This is a genomic window from Chromobacterium sp. W521 (assembly GCF_052805975.1).
The window spans coordinates 14,316-34,774 of sequence record NZ_JBRBAF010000002.1 but is presented as its reverse complement, the minus strand read 5'-3'; the positions used below and the strand labels follow the sequence as shown (position 1 = coordinate 34,774).

Below are 20,459 nucleotides of genomic sequence, written 5' to 3'. Positions count from 1 at the left end.
AAACTTGCGGCGGCTGGCGAGAAGCGGCTGGGCGGCTTCAAAATCGCGCGGACAGGCCGGTGTTTTCTTAAACCAAAAGCTTAATTTATATTCAATTTAAATTTAGAAAACGGCGCGTAGGCTTTCGTTTTGCTCATCGCAAGCCGGCCACACGCGCCATTTAGGCGCAATGAGGTATGACTGGCCGCACCGGCAATAGTTTTACCCTCAGCGGTTTTTATAGCGCCGGCTCAATATGGTCGGGCGCATAAAAAAAGGGCAAACCCGGAGGTTCGCCCTTTTCCTTTCCGAGCCGCGCTTACTTCTTGCGCTGCGGCGGCAAATCCGTGCAAGTGCCGTGCGCCACTTCCGCCGCCATGCCGATGGACTCGCCCATGGTGGGATGCGGGTGGATGGTCTTGCCGATATCGGTGGCGTCGCAGCCCATTTCAATGGCCAGGCACACTTCGCCTATCATGTCGCCGGCATGCGGACCGACGATGCCGCCGCCGATGATCTGGTGGCTTTCCGCGTCGAAGATCAGCTTGGTGAAGCCCTCGTCGCGGCCATTGGCGATGGCGCGGCCGGAGGCGGCCCACGGAAACACGCCCTTCTCGATCTTCAGGCCTTGCTTCTTGGCTTCGTCCTCGGTGACGCCGACCCAAGCCACTTCCGGATCGGTGTAAGCCACGCCCGGGATCACGCGCGCGTCGAAGTAGGACTTCTGGCCGGCGCAGTTTTCCGCCGCCACATGGCCTTCATGCACGCCCTTGTGCGCCAGCATCGGCTGGCCGACGATGTCGCCGATGGCGAAGATGTGCGGCACATTGGTGCGCTGCTGTTTGTCCACCGGGATGAAGCCGCGATCGGTCACCGCGATGCCGGCGTTTTCCGCGCCGATCAGCTTGCCGTTGGGCGCGCGGCCGGTGGCGTACAGCACCAGGTCGTAGCGTTGCGGTTCTTTCGGGGCTTGATCGCCTTCGAAAGTCACCCACACGCCGTCGTCCTTGGGTTCCACGGCCACGGTCTTGGTGTTCAGCATGATGTTGTCGAAACGATGGGCGTTCCACTTCTGCCAAACCTTGACCAGGTCGCGGTCCGCGCCCTGCATCAGGCCGTCCATCATTTCCACCACGTCCAGGCGCGCGCCCAGCGTGGAGTAGACGGTGCCCATTTCCAGGCCGATGATGCCACCGCCGATGATCAACATGCGGTTGGCCACGCCCTTCAGCTCCAGCGCGCCGGTGGAGTCCACCACGCGCGGATCGTCCGGAATGAACGGCAGCTTCACCACGCGGGAACCGGCGGCGATGATGGCGTTCTTGAATTTGACGATTTTCTTCTCGCCGCTCTCTTCGCGGCCCTTGCCGGTGGTGGCGGACACTTCGATGTGGTGCGGGTCGATGAAACGGCCGTTACCGCGCACGATCTCCACCTTGCGCGCCTTGGCCATGCCGGCGAGGCCGCCGGTCAGCTTGGCGATGACCTTTTCCTTGTAGCCGCGCAGCATGTCGATGTCCACTTCCGGCTTGCCGAACTTGATGCCGTTGGCGGCCAGATGGCTGACCTCGTCGATCACCGCCGCATTGTGCAGCAGGGCCTTGGACGGGATGCAGCCCACGTTCAGGCAGACGCCGCCCAGGGTGGAATAGCGCTCGACGATGACCACTTTCAGGCCCAGGTCGGCCGCGCGGAAGGCGGCGGAATAACCGCCGGGACCGCCGCCCAACACCATCACGTCGCATTCGATGTCGGCGCCGCCGCTATGGCTGGCGGCGACCGGAGCGGCCTGCGGCGCGAAGCCGGCTTGGGTGGTGGCGGAGGCGACGCCGGTGGTTTCCACCGGCTTCACTTCAGCCGGAGCCGCGGCGGCTGCGCCGGCGGCTTCTACGATCACGATCACATCGCCTTCGGAGACTTTGCCACCCACGGCGACGCGCACTTCCTTGACGGTGCCGGCGGCTTCGGCCGGCACTTCCATCGTGGCCTTGTCGGTTTCCAGCGTGATCAGGCTGGCTTCTTTCGCGATCACGTCGCCCGGCTTGACGAAGACTTCGATCACGTCCACGTTGTTGTGGCCGCCGATGTCCGGGACTTTCAGTTCAATCAGATTGCTCATGGTTTTCCATCCGCAACGTAAGGCGGAAGCCCGGAAGCCTCCGCCGATATTCAGCAGAATCGTTCGCTTGAGCGGCGCGCTCCGGCTAGACCGGAGCGGCCGTTCTGCTGGCGATTACAGAATCAGGCGGCGCACGTCGGACAGCAGCTTGCCCAGATGCACGGTGAAGCGCGCGGCGGCGGCGCCGTCGATCACGCGGTGATCGAAGGACAGCGACAGCGGGCACATCAGGCGCGGCGCGAATTCCTTACCGTTCCACACCGGCTTGATCTGCGACTTGCAGACGCCGAGGATGGCCACTTCCGGCGCGTTCACGATAGGCGTGAAGCTGGTGCCGCCAATGCCGCCCAGGCTGGAGATGGTGAAGGTCGCGCCCTGCATGTCGGTGGGCTTGAGCTTGCCTTCGCGGGCCAGCTTGGACAGGTCGGTCAGTTCCTGAGCGATCTGGCGCAGGCCCTTCTTGTCCGCGTCCTTGATCACCGGCACTACCAGGCCGTTAGGCGTGTCGGCGGCGAAGCCGATGTGGTAATACTGCTTCAGCACCAGGTTGTCGCCGTCCAGCGAGCTGTTGAAGGTCGGGAAGGCCTTCAGCGCTTCGGCGGCCGCCTTGATGATGAAGGCCAGCGGACTGATCTTCAGGCCGGACTTTTCCCACTCCTTGCCCACGGTCTTGCGGAAGTCTTCCAGCTCGGTGATGTCGCACTCATCGTTGAAGGTTACGTGCGGGATCATCACCCAGTTGCGCGACAGATTGGCGCCGGAAATCTTCTGGATGCGGGACAGCGGCTTGGTTTCGATCGGGCCGAACTTGGCGAAATCGACTTTCGGCCACGGCAACAGATCCAGACCCGCGCCGGAGCCCGCCGTCGCGGCGGCCGGGGCCAGCGAGGCCGGGTTCTGCATCACGCCCTTGACGAAGGCTTTGACGTCGTCTTCCGTGATGCGGCCCTTGCGGCCATTGCCCTTGACCTTGCCCAGATCCACGCCCAGTTCGCGCGCCAGACGGCGCACGGACGGACCAGCGTGGGCCTTGGAGAAGGCGATTTCGTCGATGGCGGCGGCCACGGCCGCGGCGACCGGTGCCACGGCGGGTGCGGCGGCTGCCGGGGCCGGTGCGGCCGGGGCTGCTGCCGGAGCCGGCGCGGCGGCTGCCGGGGCGGAGGCCGCTGCGACAGCGCCTTCCACCACCACGATCAGATCGCCTTCGCTGACCTTGTCGCCCACTTTCACTTTGACTTCCACCACGCGGCCAGCGGCGGAGGCCGGCACTTCCATGGTGGCCTTGTCGGTTTCCAGCGTGATCAGGCTGTCGTCGACGGCGATGTCATCGCCGACCTTGACGGTGACTTCAATCACGTCGACGCCATTGTGACCGCCAATGTCCGGCACGCGGATTTCACTGCGGCCGGAGGCCGCGGGCGCTGCGGCCGCTGGAGCCGGAGCCGGAGCCGCTGCAGGCGCGGCTGCGGGAGCCGGGGCTGCGGCCGCCGGGGCCGGTGCGGACGCGGCGGCGCCCACTTCCAGGATGGCGATCACGTCGCCTTCGGAAATTTTGCCGCCGACGACGGCTTTGACTTCCTTGATCACACCTGCGGTTTCCGCCGGCACTTCCATGGTGGCCTTGTCGGTTTCCAGCGTGATCAGGCTGTCGTCCACGGACACGGTCTGGCCCGGGACGATGAATACTTCGATGATGTCTACATTGCTGTGACCGCCGATGTCGGGCACTTTCAATTCGATCAGATTGCTCATGAGCTTTCCATTCGTAAGGCGGAAGCCCCTTTCGGGGCCTGCCGCCGGATATCCGCTACAGATTCGCTTGCCATGCAAAGGCGGAAGGCCCCGGCCTGAACCGGGGCTTCCGCTTTGCGATTACACTTTCCAGCTAGGCAGCTTGTCGGTCTTGATGCCGTACTTGGCGATCGCCTCGGCCACCTTGGACGCTTCGATCTTGCCGTCGCGCGCCAGAGCGGACAGCGCCGCAAGAGCCACGTGGTAGCGATCCACCTCGAAGAAGGAGCGCAGGTTGGCGCGGCTGTCGGAGCGACCGAAGCCGTCGGTGCCCAGCACCACGTAACGGCCCGGAACGTATTCGCGGATCTGATCGGCGTAGTTGCGGATGTAGTCGGTTGCGGCCACGACCGGACCTTGACGGCCGGACAGTTGCTGCGCCACGTAGGAGGCGCGCGCTTCGGCGGTCGGGTTCAGCAGGTTGTGACGCTCGGCTTCCATGCCGTCGCGGCGCAGCTGGTTGAAGGAGGTCACGCTCCAGATGTCGGCGCCGATGCCGAAATCAGCCTTCAGCAAGTCGGCCGCGGCCATCACTTCGCGCAGGATGGTGCCGGAGCCCATCAGCTGCACTTTGACCTTGGCGTCGCCGCCGTCCTGCAGCAGGTACATGCCCTTCAGGATGCCCTCTTCCGCGCCCGCCGGCATGGCCGGATGAACGTAGTTTTCGTTCATCAGGGTCAGGTAGTAGAAGACGTCTTCCTGCTCGGCGTACATGCGGCGCAGGCCGTCCTGCACAATCACCGCCAGCTCATAAGCGAAGGTCGGGTCGTAGCTGATGCAGTTCGGAATCAAGCCGGCCTGGATGTGGCTGTGACCGTCTTCGTGCTGCAGGCCCTCGCCGTTCAACGTGGTGCGGCCGGCGGTGCCGCCCAGCAGGAAACCGCGGGCGCGCATGTCGCCGGCGGCCCAGGCCAGATCGCCGATGCGCTGGAAGCCGAACATCGAGTAGTAGATGTAGAACGGAATCATCGGCTGGCTGCTGTTGGCGTAGCTGGTCGCCGCGGCGATCCAGTCGGCCATCGCGCCCGGCTCGTTGATGCCTTCCTGCAGAATCTGGCCGTCCTTGGATTCCTTGTAGAACATCAGCTGGTCATGATCCTGCGGCACATAGTTCTGACCCTGGGTGGACCAGATGCCGTACTGGCGGAACATGCCTTCCATGCCGAAGGTACGGGATTCGTCCGGTACGATCGGAACCACGCGCTGACCAATGTTCTTGTCCTTCATGATGGTGCCCAGCATGCGGACGAAGGCCATCGTGGTGGAGAACTCGCGATCGCCGGACGCTTGCAGCTGCGCGTCGAACACGGACAGTTCCGGCGTTTGCAGCGGGGTGGTCACCGGCTTGCGCGCCGGCAGGTAGCCGCCCAGCGCTGCGCGGCGTTCACGCATGTACTTCATTTCCGGGCTGTCTTCGGCCGGCAGATAGTACGGCACGTTCGGCAGCTCTTCGTCGGACACCGGAATGCCGAAGCGATCGCGGAATTTGCGCAGCGAATCCAGATCCATTTTCTTGGCCTGGTGCGCGATGTTCTTGGCTTCGCCGGACGCGCCCATGCCGTAACCCTTGATGGTCTTGGCCAGAATCACGGTCGGACGGCCGTTGGCGTTGTTGGACGCCTCGTGGTAAGCGGCGTACACCTTGTGCGGATCATGGCCGCCGCGGTTCAGCGCCCAGATCTCGTCGTCGGACATATTGGCGACCATTTCGCGCAGCTCCGGGTATTTGCCGAAGAAGTGTTCGCGAACGTAAGCGCCGTCCTTGGATTTGAAGGTCTGGTAATCGCCGTCCACGCACTCGTCCATGCGCTTCTTCAGCAAGCCCTTGGTGTCCATCGCCAGCAGCGGATCCCAACGCGAGCCCCAGATCACTTTCAGGACGTTCCAGCCGGAACCGCGGAAATCGCCTTCCAGTTCCTGGATGATCTTGCCGTTGCCGCGCACCGGGCCGTCCAGACGCTGCAGGTTGCAGTTGATCACGAAGATCAGGTTGTCCAGGCCTTCGCGGGACGCCATCGAAATCGCGCCCAGGGATTCCGGCTCGTCCATCTCGCCGTCGCCGCAGAAACACCACACTTTGCGCCCCGGAGTCTTGGCCAGACCGCGGCTTTCCAGATACTTGAGGAAGCGGGCCTGGTAGATGGCCATCAAGGGGCCCAGGCCCATCGAGACGGTCGGGAACTGCCAGAAGTCCTTCATCAGCCACGGGTGCGGGTAGGAGGACAGACCGTTGCCGTCCACTTCCTGACGGAAGCTGTCCAGCTGCTCCGCGGACAGGCGGCCTTCCATGAAGGCGCGTGCGTACACCCCCGGGGAAATATGGCCCTGGAAGTAGATCAGATCGCCGTCTTGCTCATCGTTCTGAGCGCGCCAGAAGTGGTTGAAACCCACATCGTACAGAGTGGCGGAGGATTGGAAGGAGGCGATGTGGCCGCCCAGCTCCAAGTCCTTCTTGCCGGCGCGCAGCACCAAAGCGGCGGCGTTCCAGCGATTGATCGAGCGAATGCGGTGTTCCAGCTCGTGGTTGCCCGGCGACTTGGCTTCTTTGCCGAGCGGAATGCTGTTCTGGTATGCGGTGGTGGCGTCAAACGGCAGATGGGCGCCGCGGCGGCGGGTGCGCTCGACCAGTTTCTCCAACAGGTAATGCGCGCGCTCCGGGCCTTCGGCGTCCAGCACCGACTCCAGCGCTTCAGTCCATTCCTGGGTTTCCAACGGATCGATATCGTCAGGGAAAGTTGCAGCCATCTCTGGTCCTCACAGCAAGGTGGATCGGGGGCCGTATGTAGCACTGCGCGGCCCCGCGTTATTGCAATTGGCTCGGATTCGAACCAATTTATTAGCTTCAGATTATAAACGAACGCAATCGCAAATAAAAATGTTCATTTACGAAAATGAGCGCCGTGTCTTGAGCAAGTGTACGTCTTCCCGCTTTCACAAAGGAATAGGTCAAGCGTACTAACGCTTGTTTAGGGGCGTAAAACAGCGGTTATTGCGCCGCACCATGTTGTTTTTTTGCGATTTTCTGTCGTAAATTGAAACATTCGTTTCAGTTGCGCGCTTACTTCTTCCTCTCGTCCCTGACCAGCCTATCCAGTTCGCGGATGCGCGCTTCGATTGAGGAGCGCAGGTAAAAGTCGCCTCCCTTGGCCTTGCTGGCCAGTTGGAATTGCTCCATCGCCGGCTGGTAACGCTGTTCATAATAGAAGGCGTTGCCCAGCGCCGCGTGATAACGCAACGGATCGCGGTCGGCGTACAAACTGGCCTGGCGCCGATACAGGCCCGCGTTGTCCGGATGACGGCTCAACTGAGTCTTGATCAGACTCAGCGCCCCCTGGCTGTCCCCGCTGGCGACGGCGACGTCGATGTCCAGCAGTTGCAGCGACAAGCTCTGCGGGAAACGGGCCAAAGCGGCGCGCACGGCGTTGCGGGCGGCGGGCCAGTCCTTGCGTTCGCGCTCTATCGCTACCTCCAGCCCCCTCAGCATCGGGTGATCCGGCAGCTTGGTCCGCGCCTTGGCCAGCGCCTGACGCGCGCCGGCGATATCGCGCTGGCGCAGCTTGACCTGAGCCAAGCCATACCACTGCGCGCCCTCGTTCAGATACAGGCCGCGGTCCAACGACGCCTCGTAGTGGCGCAGCCCCTCGTCCGGCGTCAGCGTCGCGGCGCGCAGCTTCTCCCGCACCAGCAGGTAGTCAATGCTGTCCGCGCGCATCTTCACCGGGTAATCCAAGGCGCGGTTTTCCGCTTCGCTGATGCGCTCCAGCGTCACCGGGTGGGTTCGCAGAAAGGCCAGCGCCGCGTTGTCGCTGTAACGCTCGTTCTGCTGCAGCCGCTGGAAAAAGGCCGGCATGCTGCGCACGTCGAAACCGGCCTGGCTCATATACTGCATGCCGACACGGTCGGCTTCGCGTTCGAAATCTCGCGAAAACGCCAGCTGATTGGAAATCGACAGGCCCATGCCGGCGGAAACCACGCCCATCGCGCCCTGGCCGCTGCCGGCCTTGGCCGCCAGCGCCGCGGCGATGATGGTGCCCAACAATAGCAAGGGGCTGGTGGCGCTGCTGGCCGCCTTCATCCGCGCAATGTGGCGCTGGGCGACGTGGGCGGTTTCATGCCCCAGCACCGAGGCGAGTTCGCCTTCGCTCTGGGTCGCCAGCAACAGGCCGATATTGATGCCGATATAGCCGCCGGGCATGGCGAAGGCGTTGATGCCGCTGTCGTTGACACAGAAATAGGTGAAACTGACGCCGGGCAGCTTGACGCCGCTGGAGAGCCGGCCGCCGATGTCGTTGAGGTAATCGTTGACTTCCTGATCGTCGACGATGTCTCCCGCCTCCAACATCGCGCGCCAGGCCTGCCGGCCAATGCGGCTTTCATCCGCCAGCGTTAGCGAGGCGTCCGACACCTCGCCCAGATCGGGCAAATCGGCATAACTGACGGACGGGTGCAACAAGCTCAGCGCCAGCACGCCGGCCAGCAAGGTCTGTTTGGTCATCCGGCTATGATAGCCATGATCCGCCCCAAGTTGCATGAGGCGACGCAACATCAACTGTCAAAGAGTATGAGCTTCCCCGCCTCCCCGCCGCGGCGCGGCCAGCGCTTCCCAGGCCGCTTGCGCGCTCAAATGCACGCGGCCGGCAAAGCCGGCCAGCAGGCCGCCGCTCTCCATGCGCTGCGTCACCGGCCCCTTGATCTCGGCCAGATGCAGCGTCACGCCGCGCGCCGCCAGCTCGGCGTCCAGCCGCGCCAGCATCAGCAAGGCGCTGGTATCCACGCGATTGACCGCGCTCATGATCAACACCAGCCGTGTCGCCCCCGCCTGGGCGGCCAGCCGACGCAACACCTCGCCCCGCACCTGGCGGGCGTTGCCGAAAAACAGGCTCTCGTCCACGCGCAAAAACAGCGCGCCGGGCAGGCTCTCGACGGCAAAGCGCAGCCGGTTGCGAAAATGATGGCTGCCCGGCAGCCGGCCCAGCTCGGCGATATGCGGCCGGCTGCTGCGCCACAACATGGCGGCCAGCGACATCAGCACGCCGGCGACAATGCCGGAGTCCACTCCCAGCCACAGCACCAGAATGAAAGTCAGCGCGAAGGCCGCCGCGTCGGCGCGGTCGATTCGCCAGGCCAGCCTCAGGCTGTCGAAACGTATCATGGCGCTGACCGATGCGATGATCATCGCCGCCAGCACCGCCAGCGGCAGCATGGCCAGCGCGCCGGCGGCGAAGCTGGCCAAGAGCATGATGCCCAGGGCGGCCACCACCGAGGCCAGTTGAGTCTGGGCGCCGGCCTCCGCGTTGACCATGGAACGCGTGAGTCCGCCGGTGACCGGAAAACCGCCGGACAGCCCGGCGCCGATATTGCACAGACCCAGCGCCAGCAGCTCCCGGTCCGGATCCACTTCATCTCCGCGGCGCTGCGCCAGCGCCTGGGCCACCGCCAGGCTCTGCACGTAATTGATCAAAGCGATGAAAAAGGCCGGCAGCGCCAACTGCGACCACTGATCCAAACTCAAACCCGGCCAAGTCGGGGCCGGCAGACCCGGCGGAATCTCGCCCACCACCGGCAAGGCGGACCGCAGACCCAGGCCTGCCACCAGCGCCATGCCCAACAACACCGCCAGCAGCGGCGCCAAACGCAGCCAAAGCTGCCGCGCCGGCCCGCCCAGGCCGCAGCGGCGCAACAACGGCTCACCCAACCAACGCGCCAACAACAGCATGGCCAGCGCCGCAGCGCCAAACAGCAGCGCCAACGGGTTAAGCCCGTCCACCGCCTTCCACAGCCCGGCCAACAGTTGCGGCAAGGATGCGCCGCCGGCCTGCACGCCCAGCAAGGGGCCCAATTGCGACAGCACAATCAGCAAGGCCGACGCCGAAGTGAAGGCCGCCAGCACCGGCTCGGACAATAGATCGGCGATAAAACCCAGCCGCAGCAGGCCAAGCGCCGCCAACATCGCCCCGGACAACAGCGCCAGACCGATGGCCAGCGCCAGATAATCGCCCGAGCCCGGTTCGGCCAACCGCGTCAGCGTAGCCGCCACCAATAAGGAAGTCATCGCCATCGGCCCCACCGACTGCGCGTGGCTGCGCCCGGCCAATGCGTAAATCAGCAAGGGGGCGATGCTGGCGTACAGGCCCGCCTGCGCCGGCAAGCCGGCCACCAGCGCGTAAGCCAGACCTTGCGGCGCCAGCAACAAGGTCACCACCAGGCCCGCGCCCAAGTCCCCCGGCAAATAGGCGCGCCGATAGCCGCGCAGCCAATCCGGCAGCCCAAACCTCATCCGCGCCGCTCCCATCGTCCGGCCAGCCACAGGCCGGCCGCCATCGCCGGCAAAAACCAAGCGCTCTGCGGCAACGCCATGCCGCCCAACAGCAAGGCCGGTCCCGGACAGATGCCGGCCAATCCCCAACCAACGCCAAACAAGAGGCTGCCGCCGATTAAGCGGCGCGTCAGCGGCGTCTTGGCCGGCAATTGCGTCGGCTCGCCCAGCAAGGCGCGCGGGCGGCGCTCGGCCAGACGGAACGCCGGCCAGGCCATGGCGACGGCTCCGGCCATCACCAGCGCCAAGCTGGGATCCCAGGCGCCGCCCAGATCCAGAAAAGCCAATACCTTGGCTGGATTACCCATGCCGGACAACAACAAGCCCAGGCCGAACAACAGCCCCGCGCCCGCCATAGACAATAAGCGTTTCCACTCCGCCGTCATCTTCATGCACCCCAATGTCCGAGCACCGCCGCCGTAACGAAACCGGCAAGCATGAAAGCCGCCGTCGCCGCCAGCGAACGAGGCGACTGCCGCGCCAGACCGCAAACGCCGTGGCCGCTGGTGCAGCCGGAGCCTAAGCGCGCGCCGATGCCCACCAACAAGCCGGCAACCAACAAGCGCACGCCGCCGGCTTCCACCCTGACCGCGGGCCATTCCCCAACGCCCAGACGCCACAAGGCCGGCGCCGCCATCAAGCCCAAGAGAAAAACCAGCCGCGCGCGCCAGTCCGCACGCCCATCCAACAGGCCGGCCACCATGCCGCTGATGCCGGCGATGCGGCCATGCAGCAAGACCAGCCAGCCTGCCGCCCCTCCGATCAATACCCCGCCCAATAAAGCAGGCCACGGCGTGAAGGCCGCCCAATCCACCGTCATCGCGCCTCTCCCTCGGGCCGGTCGGAGCAAAACAGCGCGTGCAAGGCGTTCAGCAAAGCCAAGGCGTCAGCGCTGGCCACGCTGTAATAAACCCATTTGCCTTCGCGCCGGGTCGCCACCAGGCCTTCATTGCGCAACACACCCAACTGCTGCGACAAGGAGGGCTGTCGGATGCCGGTCAAACGCTCCAGTTCCGACACCGACTTTTCCCCGTCCACCAGTTGGCACAGCAACAGCAGCCTGTCCTCGTTGGCCAGGCCCTTCAACAACAAGGCGGCGCGGCCGGCATTGGCGCGCAGCATGTTCAAATCCATATTCGTTCTCCCGCCGCCGGCATCCGGCGTCGCAAACATTATGTTTTATAATATAATGTAAATCAACGAACTGTTACCGCCGCGCCACACGGCCCACGCGTCGCCACATGGCCTATCAGTCACCATCGCGCCGGGAAAAACTGTTGTAGACTCAAGGCCATGAACCTATTTCCAGCCGCGGCGCCGGCCCGGCCATCCAACGCCATGCCCTCGACTCGACTCCCGCCCGCCCCCAGGCAACTGGTGCACGAACGCGGTATTCCCGCCTTCGGCGTATATCAGGGCATCATTGACCGGCTGGACTGGCGCGCGCTGAAAACCACGCCCTATCAACGGCTGACACGCCGGCTGCACCACAAACGCTGGCAATACGCGGCCATCGCCCATCCGGCCTTTTTCATCGGCGTCGCCATCGTCGACGTCGGCTGGACCGGCACCGCCTTCGCCTATCTGTTCGACCGCAAGAGCGGCGAGGTCATCGCCGCCGCTAGCGCCAACGGCCTGCCGGGTTTCTCCACGCAAATAGAAGACCGCGCCTTCGGCGACGCCGCCTTCCAGGCCGGCCGCTGCCGCCTGAGTTTTCGCCGCGACGGCGAACGGCTGGAGCTGGCGGTGGACTCCCCTCAGTTGAAAGTGGCCGCGCATATCCAATTGGCCGACATGCCGCCGGTGCTGGCGGTGATTGCGCCGGCCAACTGGCTGGCCCATTCCACCCATAAAAGCGGCGGCCTCAGAATCAGCGGCTTCGCCGACTGCCAAGACCGGCGCTATTCCCTGGACGGCGCGGTAGCGTCGCTGGACTACTCCAACGGCTTGCTGGCGCGGGAAACCCGCTGGCGCTGGGCCAGTGCGCATTCTCTGGAACTGGGTTTCAATCTGCAGCAAGGCTATATGGGCGACACCGAGAACGCCGCCTGGTTGCGAGGCAAGCTGATCCGGCTGGGACCCGTAAACTTCGACTTCCAACCGGACGACCCGCTGCAAGGCTGGCGCATACGCAGCGACAACGGCTTGCTGGACCTGAACTTCGCCCCGGAGGGCGCGCGGCGCGAAGACAAGAACCTGCTGATCGCCGCCAGCCGCTATGTGCAGCCCATCGGCCGCTTCAACGGCCAGATCCAGGATCCGGACAGCGGCGCCGTCCATGTGGTAAGCGACTTGCTGGGCGTGACCGAGGACCATCTGTCGCGTTGGTGAGCGTAGCCCGCTCGATGCGGCACGCCTACCGCCTTTCGCCGCCATTAACTGGAGTTCATCGCAATTCTCTGCCGTAACCAGGGAAATCCCTAGTTTGCAAAAACACAAGACCAGCTGGAACAACAGTGGTAGGATGCGCCCGCAACCGAGTATTCTCTCTAAACCGCCAAACCAAACAAACCTTCAGAGCCTGTCCATGATCCTTTTGCGTCCGTGCTCCAGAACGCTCATGAACAGACTCTCAGTAGAAGATTGCCATCATGAATAGATTAAGCGCTCTGCTCGAACACAATCGCCAGTTCGTGGAAAACCGCGAATACGAGCAATTCAAGACCGACAAGTTTCCCGGCAAGGGTCTCGCCATCCTGGCCTGTATGGACGCGCGGATGGTGGAACTGCTGCCCAAGGCCATGGGCCTGAAGAACGGCGACGCCAAGCTGATCAAGAACGCCGGCGCGCTGATCACCCATCCGTGGGGATCGGTGATGCGCAGCCTGATCATGGCGGTGTACGAACTGCGCGCCGACGAGATTTGCGTGGTCGCCCACCGCGACTGCGGCATGCGCGCGGTCGACCCGCAGCGCGTGCTGGACCACGCGCTGGAACGCGGCGTATCGGAAGACACCATCGCCACGCTGCGCGCGGCCGGCATTGACCTGGACGGTTGGCTGAAAGGCTTCGACAACGTGTCCGACAGCGTGCGTCACACCGTGCAGACCATCCGCAACCATCCCTTGATGCCGAAGGACGTACCGGTGCACGGCATGGTGATCCACCCATCCACCGGCCGGCTGGAAGTCATCGTCGACGGCTACCAGAACGACGACGCGCAGGAGTAAACCTGTGCGCCTGGGCCTGTTCGGCGGCACCTTCGATCCCATCCACAACGCCCATCTGCGCATGGCCGACGCCTTCGCCGCGGAGCTGGCGCTGGACCAGGTCCGGCTGATTCCGGCCGGCCGGCCTTATCATCGCAGTCAGGGGCCGTGCGCCGCGCCGGCGCAGCGCCTCGCCATGACAGAGCTGGCGGTGGCGAACCACCCGAGACTGACGGTGGACGAGCGCGAAGTGCGTCGCCCCGGAGCCGCCTACACCATAGACACGCTGGAAGAGCTGCGCGCCGAACTGGGTCCGAACGCCGAACTATGGTTTTTGATCGGCGGCGACTCGCTTGCCACGCTGCACACCTGGAAGCGCTGGGACGAACTGTTGCGTTTCGCCAACCTGGCCGTGGCCCTGCGCCCCGGCTTCGATCCGGCCGGGCTGTCCACGCCGGTGCAAGCCTTGTGGCGCGCCCGGCAAGTCTCTGATTTTTCAAATCGAACCGCATCCGGTACAATCCGCCCCTTGGCCTTGCCGCCGGTGGACATCGCGGCCACCGACATCCGCCAGCGCCTGGCGCGCGGCGACGCGGTGGACGATGTGCTGCCGCCCGCGGTGCTGGCCTATATCCGCCAACACCGGCTATACCAGACAGTGTAGCCGCCGTGTCCGGCCACTTTCCGCCAGGCCGTCAGCAGACGGCCGGCTGCGATTCACTTTAATAAAGCAATACGGCAGGCCTGCCGGCCGCGCTTCGCGCGCCGGCCCCGCCCGTCATTTTGCGGCAGCTTCGCGCCGGCCCCGGTCAACGCGAACCCCGCATAGGAAAAGGACATTATGGAAGTGCAAGACATTGCCAAGCTGGCGATCGAAGCCCTGGAAGACGTCAAGGGCAAGGACATCATCGAACTGGACACCAGCAAGCTGACCTCGCTGTTCCAATGCATGATCGTGGCCACCGGCGACTCCAACCGCCAGGTCAAGGCGCTGGCCAACAGCGTGCACGTCAAGCTGAAGGAAGCCGGCGTGGACATCGTCGGCAGCGAAGGCCATGAAAGCGGCGAATGGGTGCTGGTGGACGCCGGCGACGTGGTCGTGCACGTGATGCTGCCCGCCGTGCGCGACTACTACGACATCGAAGCGTTGTGGGGCGGCCAGAAGCCCAGCTTCCTGCCGGCCGGCGGCCGTCCGTGGTCGGCCACCTGATCCGGCTGCGCTAAGAACGTGTTTACGATCTCGCGAGCAAGAGCGAGACAAGGTGAAAACGGCTGAGAAAGCGGAATGGTCAAGTGGTACATGAACATTTCGAGGGCGGTTTCAACGCCGTACCGCCGACGCGTGGCAGATCGTAAACAGGTTCCAAGCCGCTCATCGAAACGGGGACGCAAGTCCCCGTTTGCGTTTACTCCCCTGGCTCACTCACGATGAAAATCACTATTCTCGCCGTCGGCACCAAGATGCCGCGTTGGGTCGACGAGGCTTACGGCGATTACGCCAAGCGCTTTGGCCGCGACATCACGCTGGAACTGAAGGAAATCAAACCGGAGAAACGGGGCGGCGGCGTGACCGCCGAAAAAGGCATCGCCGCCGAGCACGAACGCTTGCTCGCCGCCATTCCTCCGCGCGCAAGGCTGGTGGTGATGGACGAGCGCGGCAAGAACTGGACATCGGTGCGGTTGGCCGAAGGCCTGAAGGAATGGATGGCCGGCGGCGACGACGTGGCCTTCATCATCGGCGGCGCCGACGGCCTGGCGGCGGAATTGAAGCAGCGCGCCGACGTGCTGCTGCAACTATCGGCGATGACGCTGCCGCACGGGATGGTGCGGGTGATGCTGGCCGAGCAGATATATCGCGCCTACTCCATTCTCAACAACCACCCCTACCACCGCGAATAAGAACCGGCTCACAGCCGGATCAAGCCGGCTGCGACGGTTGCGCCGCCGTCGGCGGCAAGGGCGGCGGCGTTAGCCCGGCCCACTCCACCGTCACCGTATCGTCGCGCAAAGGCAGCGCAGAGTCCTCTGCGCGCGCCAAGCTGGCCAGCCAGTTTTCATTGCCTGAGAAAATCATGACAGCTTCCTCCAGCCCTCATGTTGCAAACGCCGCTCAACCGCGGTGGCGGAACGTCGGCAGGCCACCACCGGGATGCCCAGCGCGTAAGCGCTGTCCCGGTAATTGCGCATCACATTGTGCCCCAGAAAATCGGTGAGCAGGATCAATAGATCCGGCTTGCCCGGCAACGGCGCCTTGCGCTGATGCGCGACGTTGCGCCCGCAAATATGGCGAGCGATCCGGATATCATAGCTTTGCAGAACCGCCGGAATGTTCCCCAGGCTGTCCGCGCCTATCAACAGGGCGTTCATCGGCCACCTCCTCTCAGCGCGGCGCGGGACGCGCCTTGACATGCCCCACTCTAAGCTGGCGTAATAGCGCAGTAAAGATATATAAAATTAGTTTTTTATTTCCAAAAAGTATATAAATGCCGCAACGCCCCTGCCACGCATCTTCCTTGGGCGATAAACCGGCAAGTCTTTGAAATTTCGGCGCAAAGCAAGACTCTCTCGTTACAGCGGCGGCCGGCGCCCAACCCTGTCGCCCCGTCCTTAGTTTCAAGCAAGACTATCGACAGAAAAACCGAAACCCGCTACGCTCCGCGCCCTCGGCACCTCCCGCCCAACCTATTGATCTGTATATACAAATGAACGCAGTTCTTCTGGCCGTCATCGTCATGCTCGGGCTGGCGCTGTTGCGCACCCACGTCGTCATCAGCCTGCTGCTCGGCGCCTTGATCGGCGGCCTCAGCGGCGGCCTGTCCCTGTCCCGCACCCTGGAAGCCTTCAATAACGGCATCACCGGCGGCGCCTCGGTAGCCTTGTCCTACGCCCTGCTGGGCGCCTTCGCGCTGGCCATCGCCAAATCCGGCCTGCCGCACGCCATGGCGGATCTGGCGGTCAAGCGGCTGGAGCGCGATAGCGGCCAGAGCCGCTTGAAATGGGCGCTGATCCTGTTGCTGGCACTGGTCAGCGTCGCCAGCCAGAACCTGGTGCCCATCCACATCGCCTTCATTCCCTTGCTAGTGCCGCCGCTGCTCTATGTGATGGCGCGGCTGCATCTGGACCGCCGCCTGGTCGCCTGCGTGATCACCTTCGGCCTGGTCACGCCCTACATGGTGTTTCCCGTGGGCTTCGGCGACATCTTTCTGAAGCAGATCCTGCTCGGCAACATCGCCAAATCCGGCATGGACGTGCGCGGCCTCAATGTGATGCACGCGATGGCGATTCCGGCGCTGGGCATGGTGGCCGGCCTGCTGTGGGCAGTGCTGGTCAGCTACCGCAAGCCGCGCCAGTACGCCCTGGGCAAGATAGAAAACGTCGAACGCACCCGCGCCAAGGTCAGCCGCAAGTCGCTGGCCACCGCCTTGCTGGCGATCATGCTGGCCTTCGCGGTGCAGCTGTACACTGATTCGATGATCATGGGCGCGCTGGCGGGCTTTCTGCTATTCCTCGCCACCGGCGTGGTGAAATGGAAGGACGCGGACGGTCTGTTCAACGAAGGCATGAAGATGATGGCGATGATAGGTTTCACCATGATCACCGCCCAAGGCTTCGCCGAGGTGCTGAAGGCCACCGGCCAGGTAAGCGCGCTGGTGACCGCCAGCGCCGGCCTGTTCGCCGGCAATCAGGGCGTGGCCGCCTTCGCCATGCTGCTGGTTGGCCTGGTGGTGACCCTGGGCATAGGCTCTTCCTTTTCCACCGTGCCCATTCTCACCGCCATCTATGTTCCGCTGTGCATGCACTTGGGCTTCTCGCCGCTGGCCACGGTGGCCATCATCGGCACCGCCGGCGCGTTGGGCGATGCCGGCTCGCCGGCTTCGGACTCCACGCTGGGACCGACTTCAGGCCTGAACGTGGACGGCCAGCACGACCATATCCGCGACACCGTGCTGCCCACCTTCCTGCACTACAACCTGCCGGTGCTGGCAGCCGGCTGGATTGCGGCGATGGTGTTGTAGAATGGCCGGCATGGATGATCAAATCGATGCCCGCCTGGCCGAAATGGAAGTGAAGCTCGCCTTCCAGGACGAACTATTGGACGCGCTGAACGCCACCGTGGCGCGTCAGCAAAAAGACATGGAACTGCTGCAACAGCAAATGCGCCTGCTCTACCAGCAATTCCGCCAAGCTCAGCCGGACGATAGCGCGTCCGGCCTCAGCTTGCGCGACGAGATTCCGCCGCATTATTGAACCGACGGCGGTTTAGAACCTGTTTACGATCCGCGAGCAAGACAAGGCGAAAACGGTTTCAACGCCGTACCGCCAACGCGAAGCAGGCTTTGAACAGGTTCTAGCGGCCGGCCTTGCGCCGCGACACGGTCGCCTCAATGTTCTTGCGGCCAATCAACGGCGCCGGCTCCGGCATCTCCGGCGCGGCGTCTCCCAGCCACTTGTACATGACCAGACAGTCCACCAGCCCCAGCCGCGCGTGACGATAAGCGCGCGGCAAACGGCCCACCGGCTCAAAACCCAGCTTGCGCCACAGAGCCACCGCCACTTCGTTGCTGGCCACGACCGAATTGAACTGCATCGCCAGAAAGCCGCTGTCCCGCGCCAATTTCTGAGAATGCTCGCACATCAGCCGCGCCACGCCTTTGCCGCGCGCCTCCTCGGCCACCATATAACCGCAGTTGCAGACATGGCCGCCCGGGCCGGCGGCGTTGGGCTTGAGGAAATACGAGCCCAACAGCGCACCGTCCTCCTCCGCCACCAGTGTGTGCAAGGGCAGCCGCAGCCACAACTCTCGCGCCTGCTCCCACGTCATCTCAGGATCGAAGGCATAGGTCTCCCTAGCCGCCACCACCGCGTGGAACACGGGCCAGAAACGCTCGAAATCACCGTCGTTCATCGGTCGGATCGTAATCATGCCGTCTCCTGTTTCAGTTGCGCCGTCCCCGGCTTTCTAGTCATGCGTCCAGACAACAAGCTGGCGCTGGCGATCAAGGCGCCGCCCGCCCATTCGCGCGGCGTCATCGCCTCTCCGGCCAGCAGATAGGCCGACGCCGCCGCGAACAACAGCTCCATCAGCATCAGCGTCATCGTCTGCGTTGCCGGCAGGATGGACACCCCGTGCTGCGATATCACGCTGGTGCACAACAGGGTCACGCCCAGAATGCCCAATACCAGCCAACTTTGCGGCGGTATCTGCAGAATGCCGCCCAACTGCCCGGCCAGCGCCAGTTTGATCGCGCCGATGGACGCCACGCCAAACCAGATCGACGCCGACTTGACCGGCACCGGGATGGACTGGGCGCCTCGGCTGATCACATTGCCCAGCGCAAAGGCCATGCCGCCGGACAGAGCCAGCCATTCATAGCGATGGCTGAGCGGCAGTTCGCCGGCGAACAAGCCGGGCCGATAAATGAAGATGAAGCAACCAAGCAGCGACAAGGCCACCACCAGCCAGCCGCTGCGGGTCAAACGCTCCTTCAGGATCAGCCGCGACAGGAATACCGTCCACAGCGGCGACAGGTAGAACAAGAGCAAGACCCGCATCACCTGCCCCTCGGACACCGCCCAGGTATAGCTGTAGTTGCACCAGCCGAACACCGCGGTCAGCACCAGCAACACCGGCTGTAGCCGGAACTGGCGGCGATAGACGTCGAAAAAGGTGATCACGCCCAAGGAGATCGCCACCAGGTACACCACCAGCGAGGTCATCGCCACGCTGACGCCGCTTTGATTGAGGCTACGGAACGGATACCACATCAGCCCCCACACCAGCGCAGTGGTCAGAATGCCGGTGGTGGCCAGAAACTTTTGTTTTACAGGTGTCATTGCTGTTCTTAAGATGTTCGCTGTTCGTTTGCTTGCGCCCGCTTTTCTGGAGATACCCGTGAACCCTCGCCTGGCCCAATTGCAGCCCTACCCGTTTCAACGCCTGCGCGCGCTGCTCGCAGGCGCAACGCCGCCCGCGGACAAGGCGCACATCAACTTGTCGATAGGCGAGCCCAAGCACCCGACGCCGGCGCTGGTGGAACAGGCGCTGATCGACAATCTGGGCGGCTTGTCGCAATACCCGGCCACGCTGGGCAGCGAAGCGCTGCGCCAGGCCTGCGCGGCCTGGATGCGGCGACGTTACGATCTGAACCTGGATGCGCAAAGCGAGATACTGCCGGTCAACGGCAGCCGTGAAGCCTTGTTTGCTTTTGTGCAGACAGTGATCGACGCAAGCGTTGAGCCGACGCCGGTAGTGATATCCCCGAATCCTTTTTACCAGATTTACGAAGGCGCGGCACTGTTGGCCGGGGCCGAACCCTACTATGTCAACTGCCTGGCCGAACAGCGCTTCCAGCCGGACTGGAGCCAGGTGCCGGAAACAGTGTGGCGGCGTACCCAGCTGGTGGTCGTGTGCAGCCCGGGCAATCCCACCGGCGCGGTGATGTCGCTGGCCGATTGGGAAACCTTGTTCCAGTTGTCGGATCGCTACGGCTTCGTCATCGCCAGCGACGAGTGCTATTCCGAAATCCACTTCGGCCGCCCGCCGCTGGGAGGGCTGGAAGCGGCGCGCAAGCTGGGCCGCGGCTTTGAACGGCTGGTCATGTTCACCAGCCTGTCCAAGCGCTCCAACGTCCCCGGCATGCGCTCCGGCTTCGTCGCCGGCGACGCGGCGCTCCTGGCGAAATTCCTGCTCTACCGCACCTACCACGGCAGCGCGATGAGCCTGGCGATACAGGCGGCCAGCGTGGCGGCCTGGAACGACGAGGATCACGTGGAGTCCAACCGGGCTCAATACATCGCCAAGTTCGACGCGGTCACCCCGCGGCTGGCGATGGGGCTGGAGGTGCGCCGCCCGGACGCCAGCTTCTACCTGTGGGCCAAGGTGCCGGACGGGAATGATGTAGACTTCGCCAAGGCGCTGTTCGCCGAAGAACACGTCACCGTGCTGCCGGGCAGCTACCTGGCGCGCGAGGCCCACGGCGTCAACCCCGGCGCCGGCTATGTCCGCGTCGCGCTGGTGGCCACGCTGGAAGAGTGCGTGGCCGGCGTCGAGCGCATCGTCGCCTTCGCCGAACGCAAACAGCGCCAGACCCCCTGAATCTACGCG

20 protein-coding genes are annotated in these 20,459 nt (G+C 63.9%); 8 read left to right on the top strand and 12 right to left on the bottom strand.

From position 1 onward, the window contains the following. Positions 1-298: 298 nt before the first annotated feature. From lpdA to ACUXV1_RS02540, 8 genes are all read right to left on the bottom strand, one after another. Positions 299-2,098: a dihydrolipoyl dehydrogenase gene (lpdA, locus tag ACUXV1_RS02575; RefSeq protein WP_081554409.1), complete on the bottom strand. Its 1,800-nt coding sequence runs from the start codon at positions 2,096-2,098 to the stop codon at positions 299-301. Positions 2,099-2,212: 114 nt separating this feature from the next. After that, on the bottom strand, positions 2,213-3,850 hold the full coding sequence (gene aceF, locus ACUXV1_RS02570) for a dihydrolipoyllysine-residue acetyltransferase (protein WP_446014723.1): 1,638 nt from the start codon (positions 3,848-3,850) through the stop codon (positions 2,213-2,215). A 120-nt stretch (positions 3,851-3,970) separates the two neighbouring features. After that, on the bottom strand, positions 3,971-6,634 hold the full coding sequence (aceE, locus tag ACUXV1_RS02565) for a pyruvate dehydrogenase (acetyl-transferring), homodimeric type (RefSeq protein WP_043589451.1): 2,664 nt from the start codon (positions 6,632-6,634) through the stop codon (positions 3,971-3,973). 313 nt (positions 6,635-6,947) lie between these two features. After that, the gene (locus tag ACUXV1_RS02560; RefSeq protein ID WP_446014724.1) at positions 6,948-8,384 is read right to left on the bottom strand and encodes a M48 family metalloprotease; all 1,437 of its coding nucleotides are present in this window, start codon (positions 8,382-8,384) and stop codon (positions 6,948-6,950) included. 57 nt (positions 8,385-8,441) lie between these two features. Beyond that, positions 8,442-10,166, bottom strand: coding sequence for a SulP family inorganic anion transporter (locus ACUXV1_RS02555; RefSeq protein ID WP_446014726.1), 1,725 nt, complete (start codon positions 10,164-10,166; stop codon positions 8,442-8,444). After that, entirely contained in the window at positions 10,163-10,597 is a 435-nt protein-coding gene (locus ACUXV1_RS02550; RefSeq protein ID WP_232060448.1) for a DUF6691 family protein, read from the bottom strand. The genes ACUXV1_RS02555 and ACUXV1_RS02550 overlap by 4 nt, the downstream gene beginning before the upstream one ends. After that, on the bottom strand, positions 10,594-11,025 hold the full coding sequence (locus ACUXV1_RS02545; RefSeq protein ID WP_446014727.1) for a YeeE/YedE family protein: 432 nt from the start codon (positions 11,023-11,025) through the stop codon (positions 10,594-10,596). The genes ACUXV1_RS02550 and ACUXV1_RS02545 overlap by 4 nt, the downstream gene beginning before the upstream one ends. Next, positions 11,022-11,339, bottom strand: coding sequence for an ArsR/SmtB family transcription factor (locus ACUXV1_RS02540; protein WP_043636749.1), 318 nt, complete (start codon positions 11,337-11,339; stop codon positions 11,022-11,024). The genes ACUXV1_RS02545 and ACUXV1_RS02540 overlap by 4 nt, the downstream gene beginning before the upstream one ends. 159 nt (positions 11,340-11,498) lie before the next feature. On the opposite strand from ACUXV1_RS02540, the gene ACUXV1_RS02535 reads away from it, so the two are divergent. The 5 genes from ACUXV1_RS02535 to rlmH all read left to right on the top strand — a co-directional run bounded on the left by ACUXV1_RS02535 (position 11,499) and on the right by rlmH (position 15,253). After that, positions 11,499-12,536: a DUF2804 domain-containing protein gene (locus ACUXV1_RS02535; protein ID WP_446014728.1), complete on the top strand. Its 1,038-nt coding sequence runs from the start codon at positions 11,499-11,501 to the stop codon at positions 12,534-12,536. Between the two features lie 260 nt (positions 12,537-12,796). Next, positions 12,797-13,375 (top strand): beta-class carbonic anhydrase, encoded by a 579-nt coding sequence (locus ACUXV1_RS02530; protein ID WP_043636746.1) that lies wholly within the window; start codon positions 12,797-12,799, stop codon positions 13,373-13,375. Positions 13,376-13,379: 4 nt separating this feature from the next. Further along, the gene (gene nadD / locus ACUXV1_RS02525; protein WP_446014729.1) at positions 13,380-14,018 is read left to right on the top strand and encodes a nicotinate-nucleotide adenylyltransferase; all 639 of its coding nucleotides are present in this window, start codon (positions 13,380-13,382) and stop codon (positions 14,016-14,018) included. 177 nt (positions 14,019-14,195) lie between these two features. After that, a complete protein-coding gene (rsfS, locus tag ACUXV1_RS02520; protein ID WP_019101317.1) occupies positions 14,196-14,564 on the top strand; it encodes a ribosome silencing factor in 369 nt (122 codons plus the stop codon). Positions 14,565-14,782: 218 nt separating this feature from the next. Then, positions 14,783-15,253, top strand: coding sequence for a 23S rRNA (pseudouridine(1915)-N(3))-methyltransferase RlmH (rlmH, locus tag ACUXV1_RS02515; RefSeq protein ID WP_019101316.1), 471 nt, complete (start codon positions 14,783-14,785; stop codon positions 15,251-15,253). Between the two features lie 19 nt (positions 15,254-15,272). Here the strand turns inward: rlmH and ACUXV1_RS02510 are convergent, their stop codons facing one another. Then, entirely contained in the window at positions 15,273-15,428 is a 156-nt protein-coding gene (locus ACUXV1_RS02510; RefSeq protein WP_019101315.1) for a hypothetical protein, read from the bottom strand. Then, on the bottom strand, positions 15,425-15,721 hold the full coding sequence (locus tag ACUXV1_RS02505) for a DUF2325 domain-containing protein (protein WP_043636742.1): 297 nt from the start codon (positions 15,719-15,721) through the stop codon (positions 15,425-15,427). Before ACUXV1_RS02505 ends, ACUXV1_RS02510 begins: the two co-directional genes overlap by 4 nt. A gap of 335 nt (positions 15,722-16,056) precedes the next feature. Here ACUXV1_RS02505 and ACUXV1_RS02500 point away from each other — a divergent pair, with 335 nt between their 5' ends. Further along, positions 16,057-17,370 (top strand): Na+/H+ antiporter family protein, encoded by a 1,314-nt coding sequence (locus ACUXV1_RS02500; RefSeq protein ID WP_043636740.1) that lies wholly within the window; start codon positions 16,057-16,059, stop codon positions 17,368-17,370. A gap of 10 nt (positions 17,371-17,380) precedes the next feature. Beyond that, complete coding sequence (locus tag ACUXV1_RS02495) at positions 17,381-17,602, top strand: SlyX family protein (RefSeq protein ID WP_043636884.1); 222 nt, start codon at positions 17,381-17,383, stop codon at positions 17,600-17,602. 100 nt (positions 17,603-17,702) lie between these two features. On the opposite strand, the gene ACUXV1_RS02490 is transcribed toward ACUXV1_RS02495, so the two are convergent. After that, positions 17,703-18,278 (bottom strand): GNAT family N-acetyltransferase, encoded by a 576-nt coding sequence (locus tag ACUXV1_RS02490; protein ID WP_043636738.1) that lies wholly within the window; start codon positions 18,276-18,278, stop codon positions 17,703-17,705. Beyond that, positions 18,275-19,189, bottom strand: a complete 915-nt coding sequence (locus ACUXV1_RS02485) for a DMT family transporter (protein ID WP_043636735.1) — start codon at positions 19,187-19,189, stop codon at positions 18,275-18,277. The genes ACUXV1_RS02490 and ACUXV1_RS02485 overlap by 4 nt, the downstream gene beginning before the upstream one ends. 58 nt (positions 19,190-19,247) lie before the next feature. Between ACUXV1_RS02485 and dapC the strand changes: the two genes are divergently transcribed. After that, positions 19,248-20,450 (top strand): succinyldiaminopimelate transaminase, encoded by a 1,203-nt coding sequence (gene dapC / locus ACUXV1_RS02480; RefSeq protein ID WP_446014730.1) that lies wholly within the window; start codon positions 19,248-19,250, stop codon positions 20,448-20,450. Positions 20,451-20,459: the final 9 nt, after the last annotated feature.

Excerpts from the sequence above, each read along its gene's own strand:
- ACUXV1_RS02510 (WP_019101315.1), bottom strand. The coding sequence starts at position 15,428 with ATGATTTTCTCAGGCAATGAAAACTGGCTGGCCAGCTTGGCGCGCGCA.
- rlmH (WP_019101316.1), top strand. The coding sequence starts at position 14,783 with ATGAAAATCACTATTCTCGCCGTCGGCACCAAGATGCCGCGTTGGGTC.
- aceF (WP_446014723.1), bottom strand. The coding sequence starts at position 3,850 with ATGAGCAATCTGATCGAATTGAAAGTGCCCGACATCGGCGGTCACAGC.
- ACUXV1_RS02560 (WP_446014724.1), bottom strand. The coding sequence starts at position 8,384 with ATGACCAAACAGACCTTGCTGGCCGGCGTGCTGGCGCTGAGCTTGTTG.
- ACUXV1_RS02550 (WP_232060448.1), bottom strand. The coding sequence starts at position 10,597 with ATGAAGATGACGGCGGAGTGGAAACGCTTATTGTCTATGGCGGGCGCG.
- ACUXV1_RS02530 (WP_043636746.1), top strand. The coding sequence starts at position 12,797 with ATGAATAGATTAAGCGCTCTGCTCGAACACAATCGCCAGTTCGTGGAA.
- ACUXV1_RS02500 (WP_043636740.1), top strand. The coding sequence starts at position 16,057 with ATGAACGCAGTTCTTCTGGCCGTCATCGTCATGCTCGGGCTGGCGCTG.
- ACUXV1_RS02490 (WP_043636738.1), bottom strand. The coding sequence starts at position 18,278 with ATGATTACGATCCGACCGATGAACGACGGTGATTTCGAGCGTTTCTGG.
- ACUXV1_RS02485 (WP_043636735.1), bottom strand. The coding sequence starts at position 19,189 with ATGACACCTGTAAAACAAAAGTTTCTGGCCACCACCGGCATTCTGACC.
- lpdA (WP_081554409.1), bottom strand. The coding sequence starts at position 2,098 with ATGAGCAATCTGATTGAACTGAAAGTCCCGGACATCGGCGGCCACAAC.
- ACUXV1_RS02535 (WP_446014728.1), top strand. The coding sequence starts at position 11,499 with ATGAACCTATTTCCAGCCGCGGCGCCGGCCCGGCCATCCAACGCCATG.
- ACUXV1_RS02495 (WP_043636884.1), top strand. The coding sequence starts at position 17,381 with ATGGATGATCAAATCGATGCCCGCCTGGCCGAAATGGAAGTGAAGCTC.
- rsfS (WP_019101317.1), top strand. The coding sequence starts at position 14,196 with ATGGAAGTGCAAGACATTGCCAAGCTGGCGATCGAAGCCCTGGAAGAC.
- ACUXV1_RS02545 (WP_446014727.1), bottom strand. The coding sequence starts at position 11,025 with ATGACGGTGGATTGGGCGGCCTTCACGCCGTGGCCTGCTTTATTGGGC.
- aceE (WP_043589451.1), bottom strand. The coding sequence starts at position 6,634 with ATGGCTGCAACTTTCCCTGACGATATCGATCCGTTGGAAACCCAGGAA.
- ACUXV1_RS02555 (WP_446014726.1), bottom strand. The coding sequence starts at position 10,166 with ATGAGGTTTGGGCTGCCGGATTGGCTGCGCGGCTATCGGCGCGCCTAT.
- ACUXV1_RS02540 (WP_043636749.1), bottom strand. The coding sequence starts at position 11,339 with ATGGATTTGAACATGCTGCGCGCCAATGCCGGCCGCGCCGCCTTGTTG.
- ACUXV1_RS02505 (WP_043636742.1), bottom strand. The coding sequence starts at position 15,721 with ATGAACGCCCTGTTGATAGGCGCGGACAGCCTGGGGAACATTCCGGCG.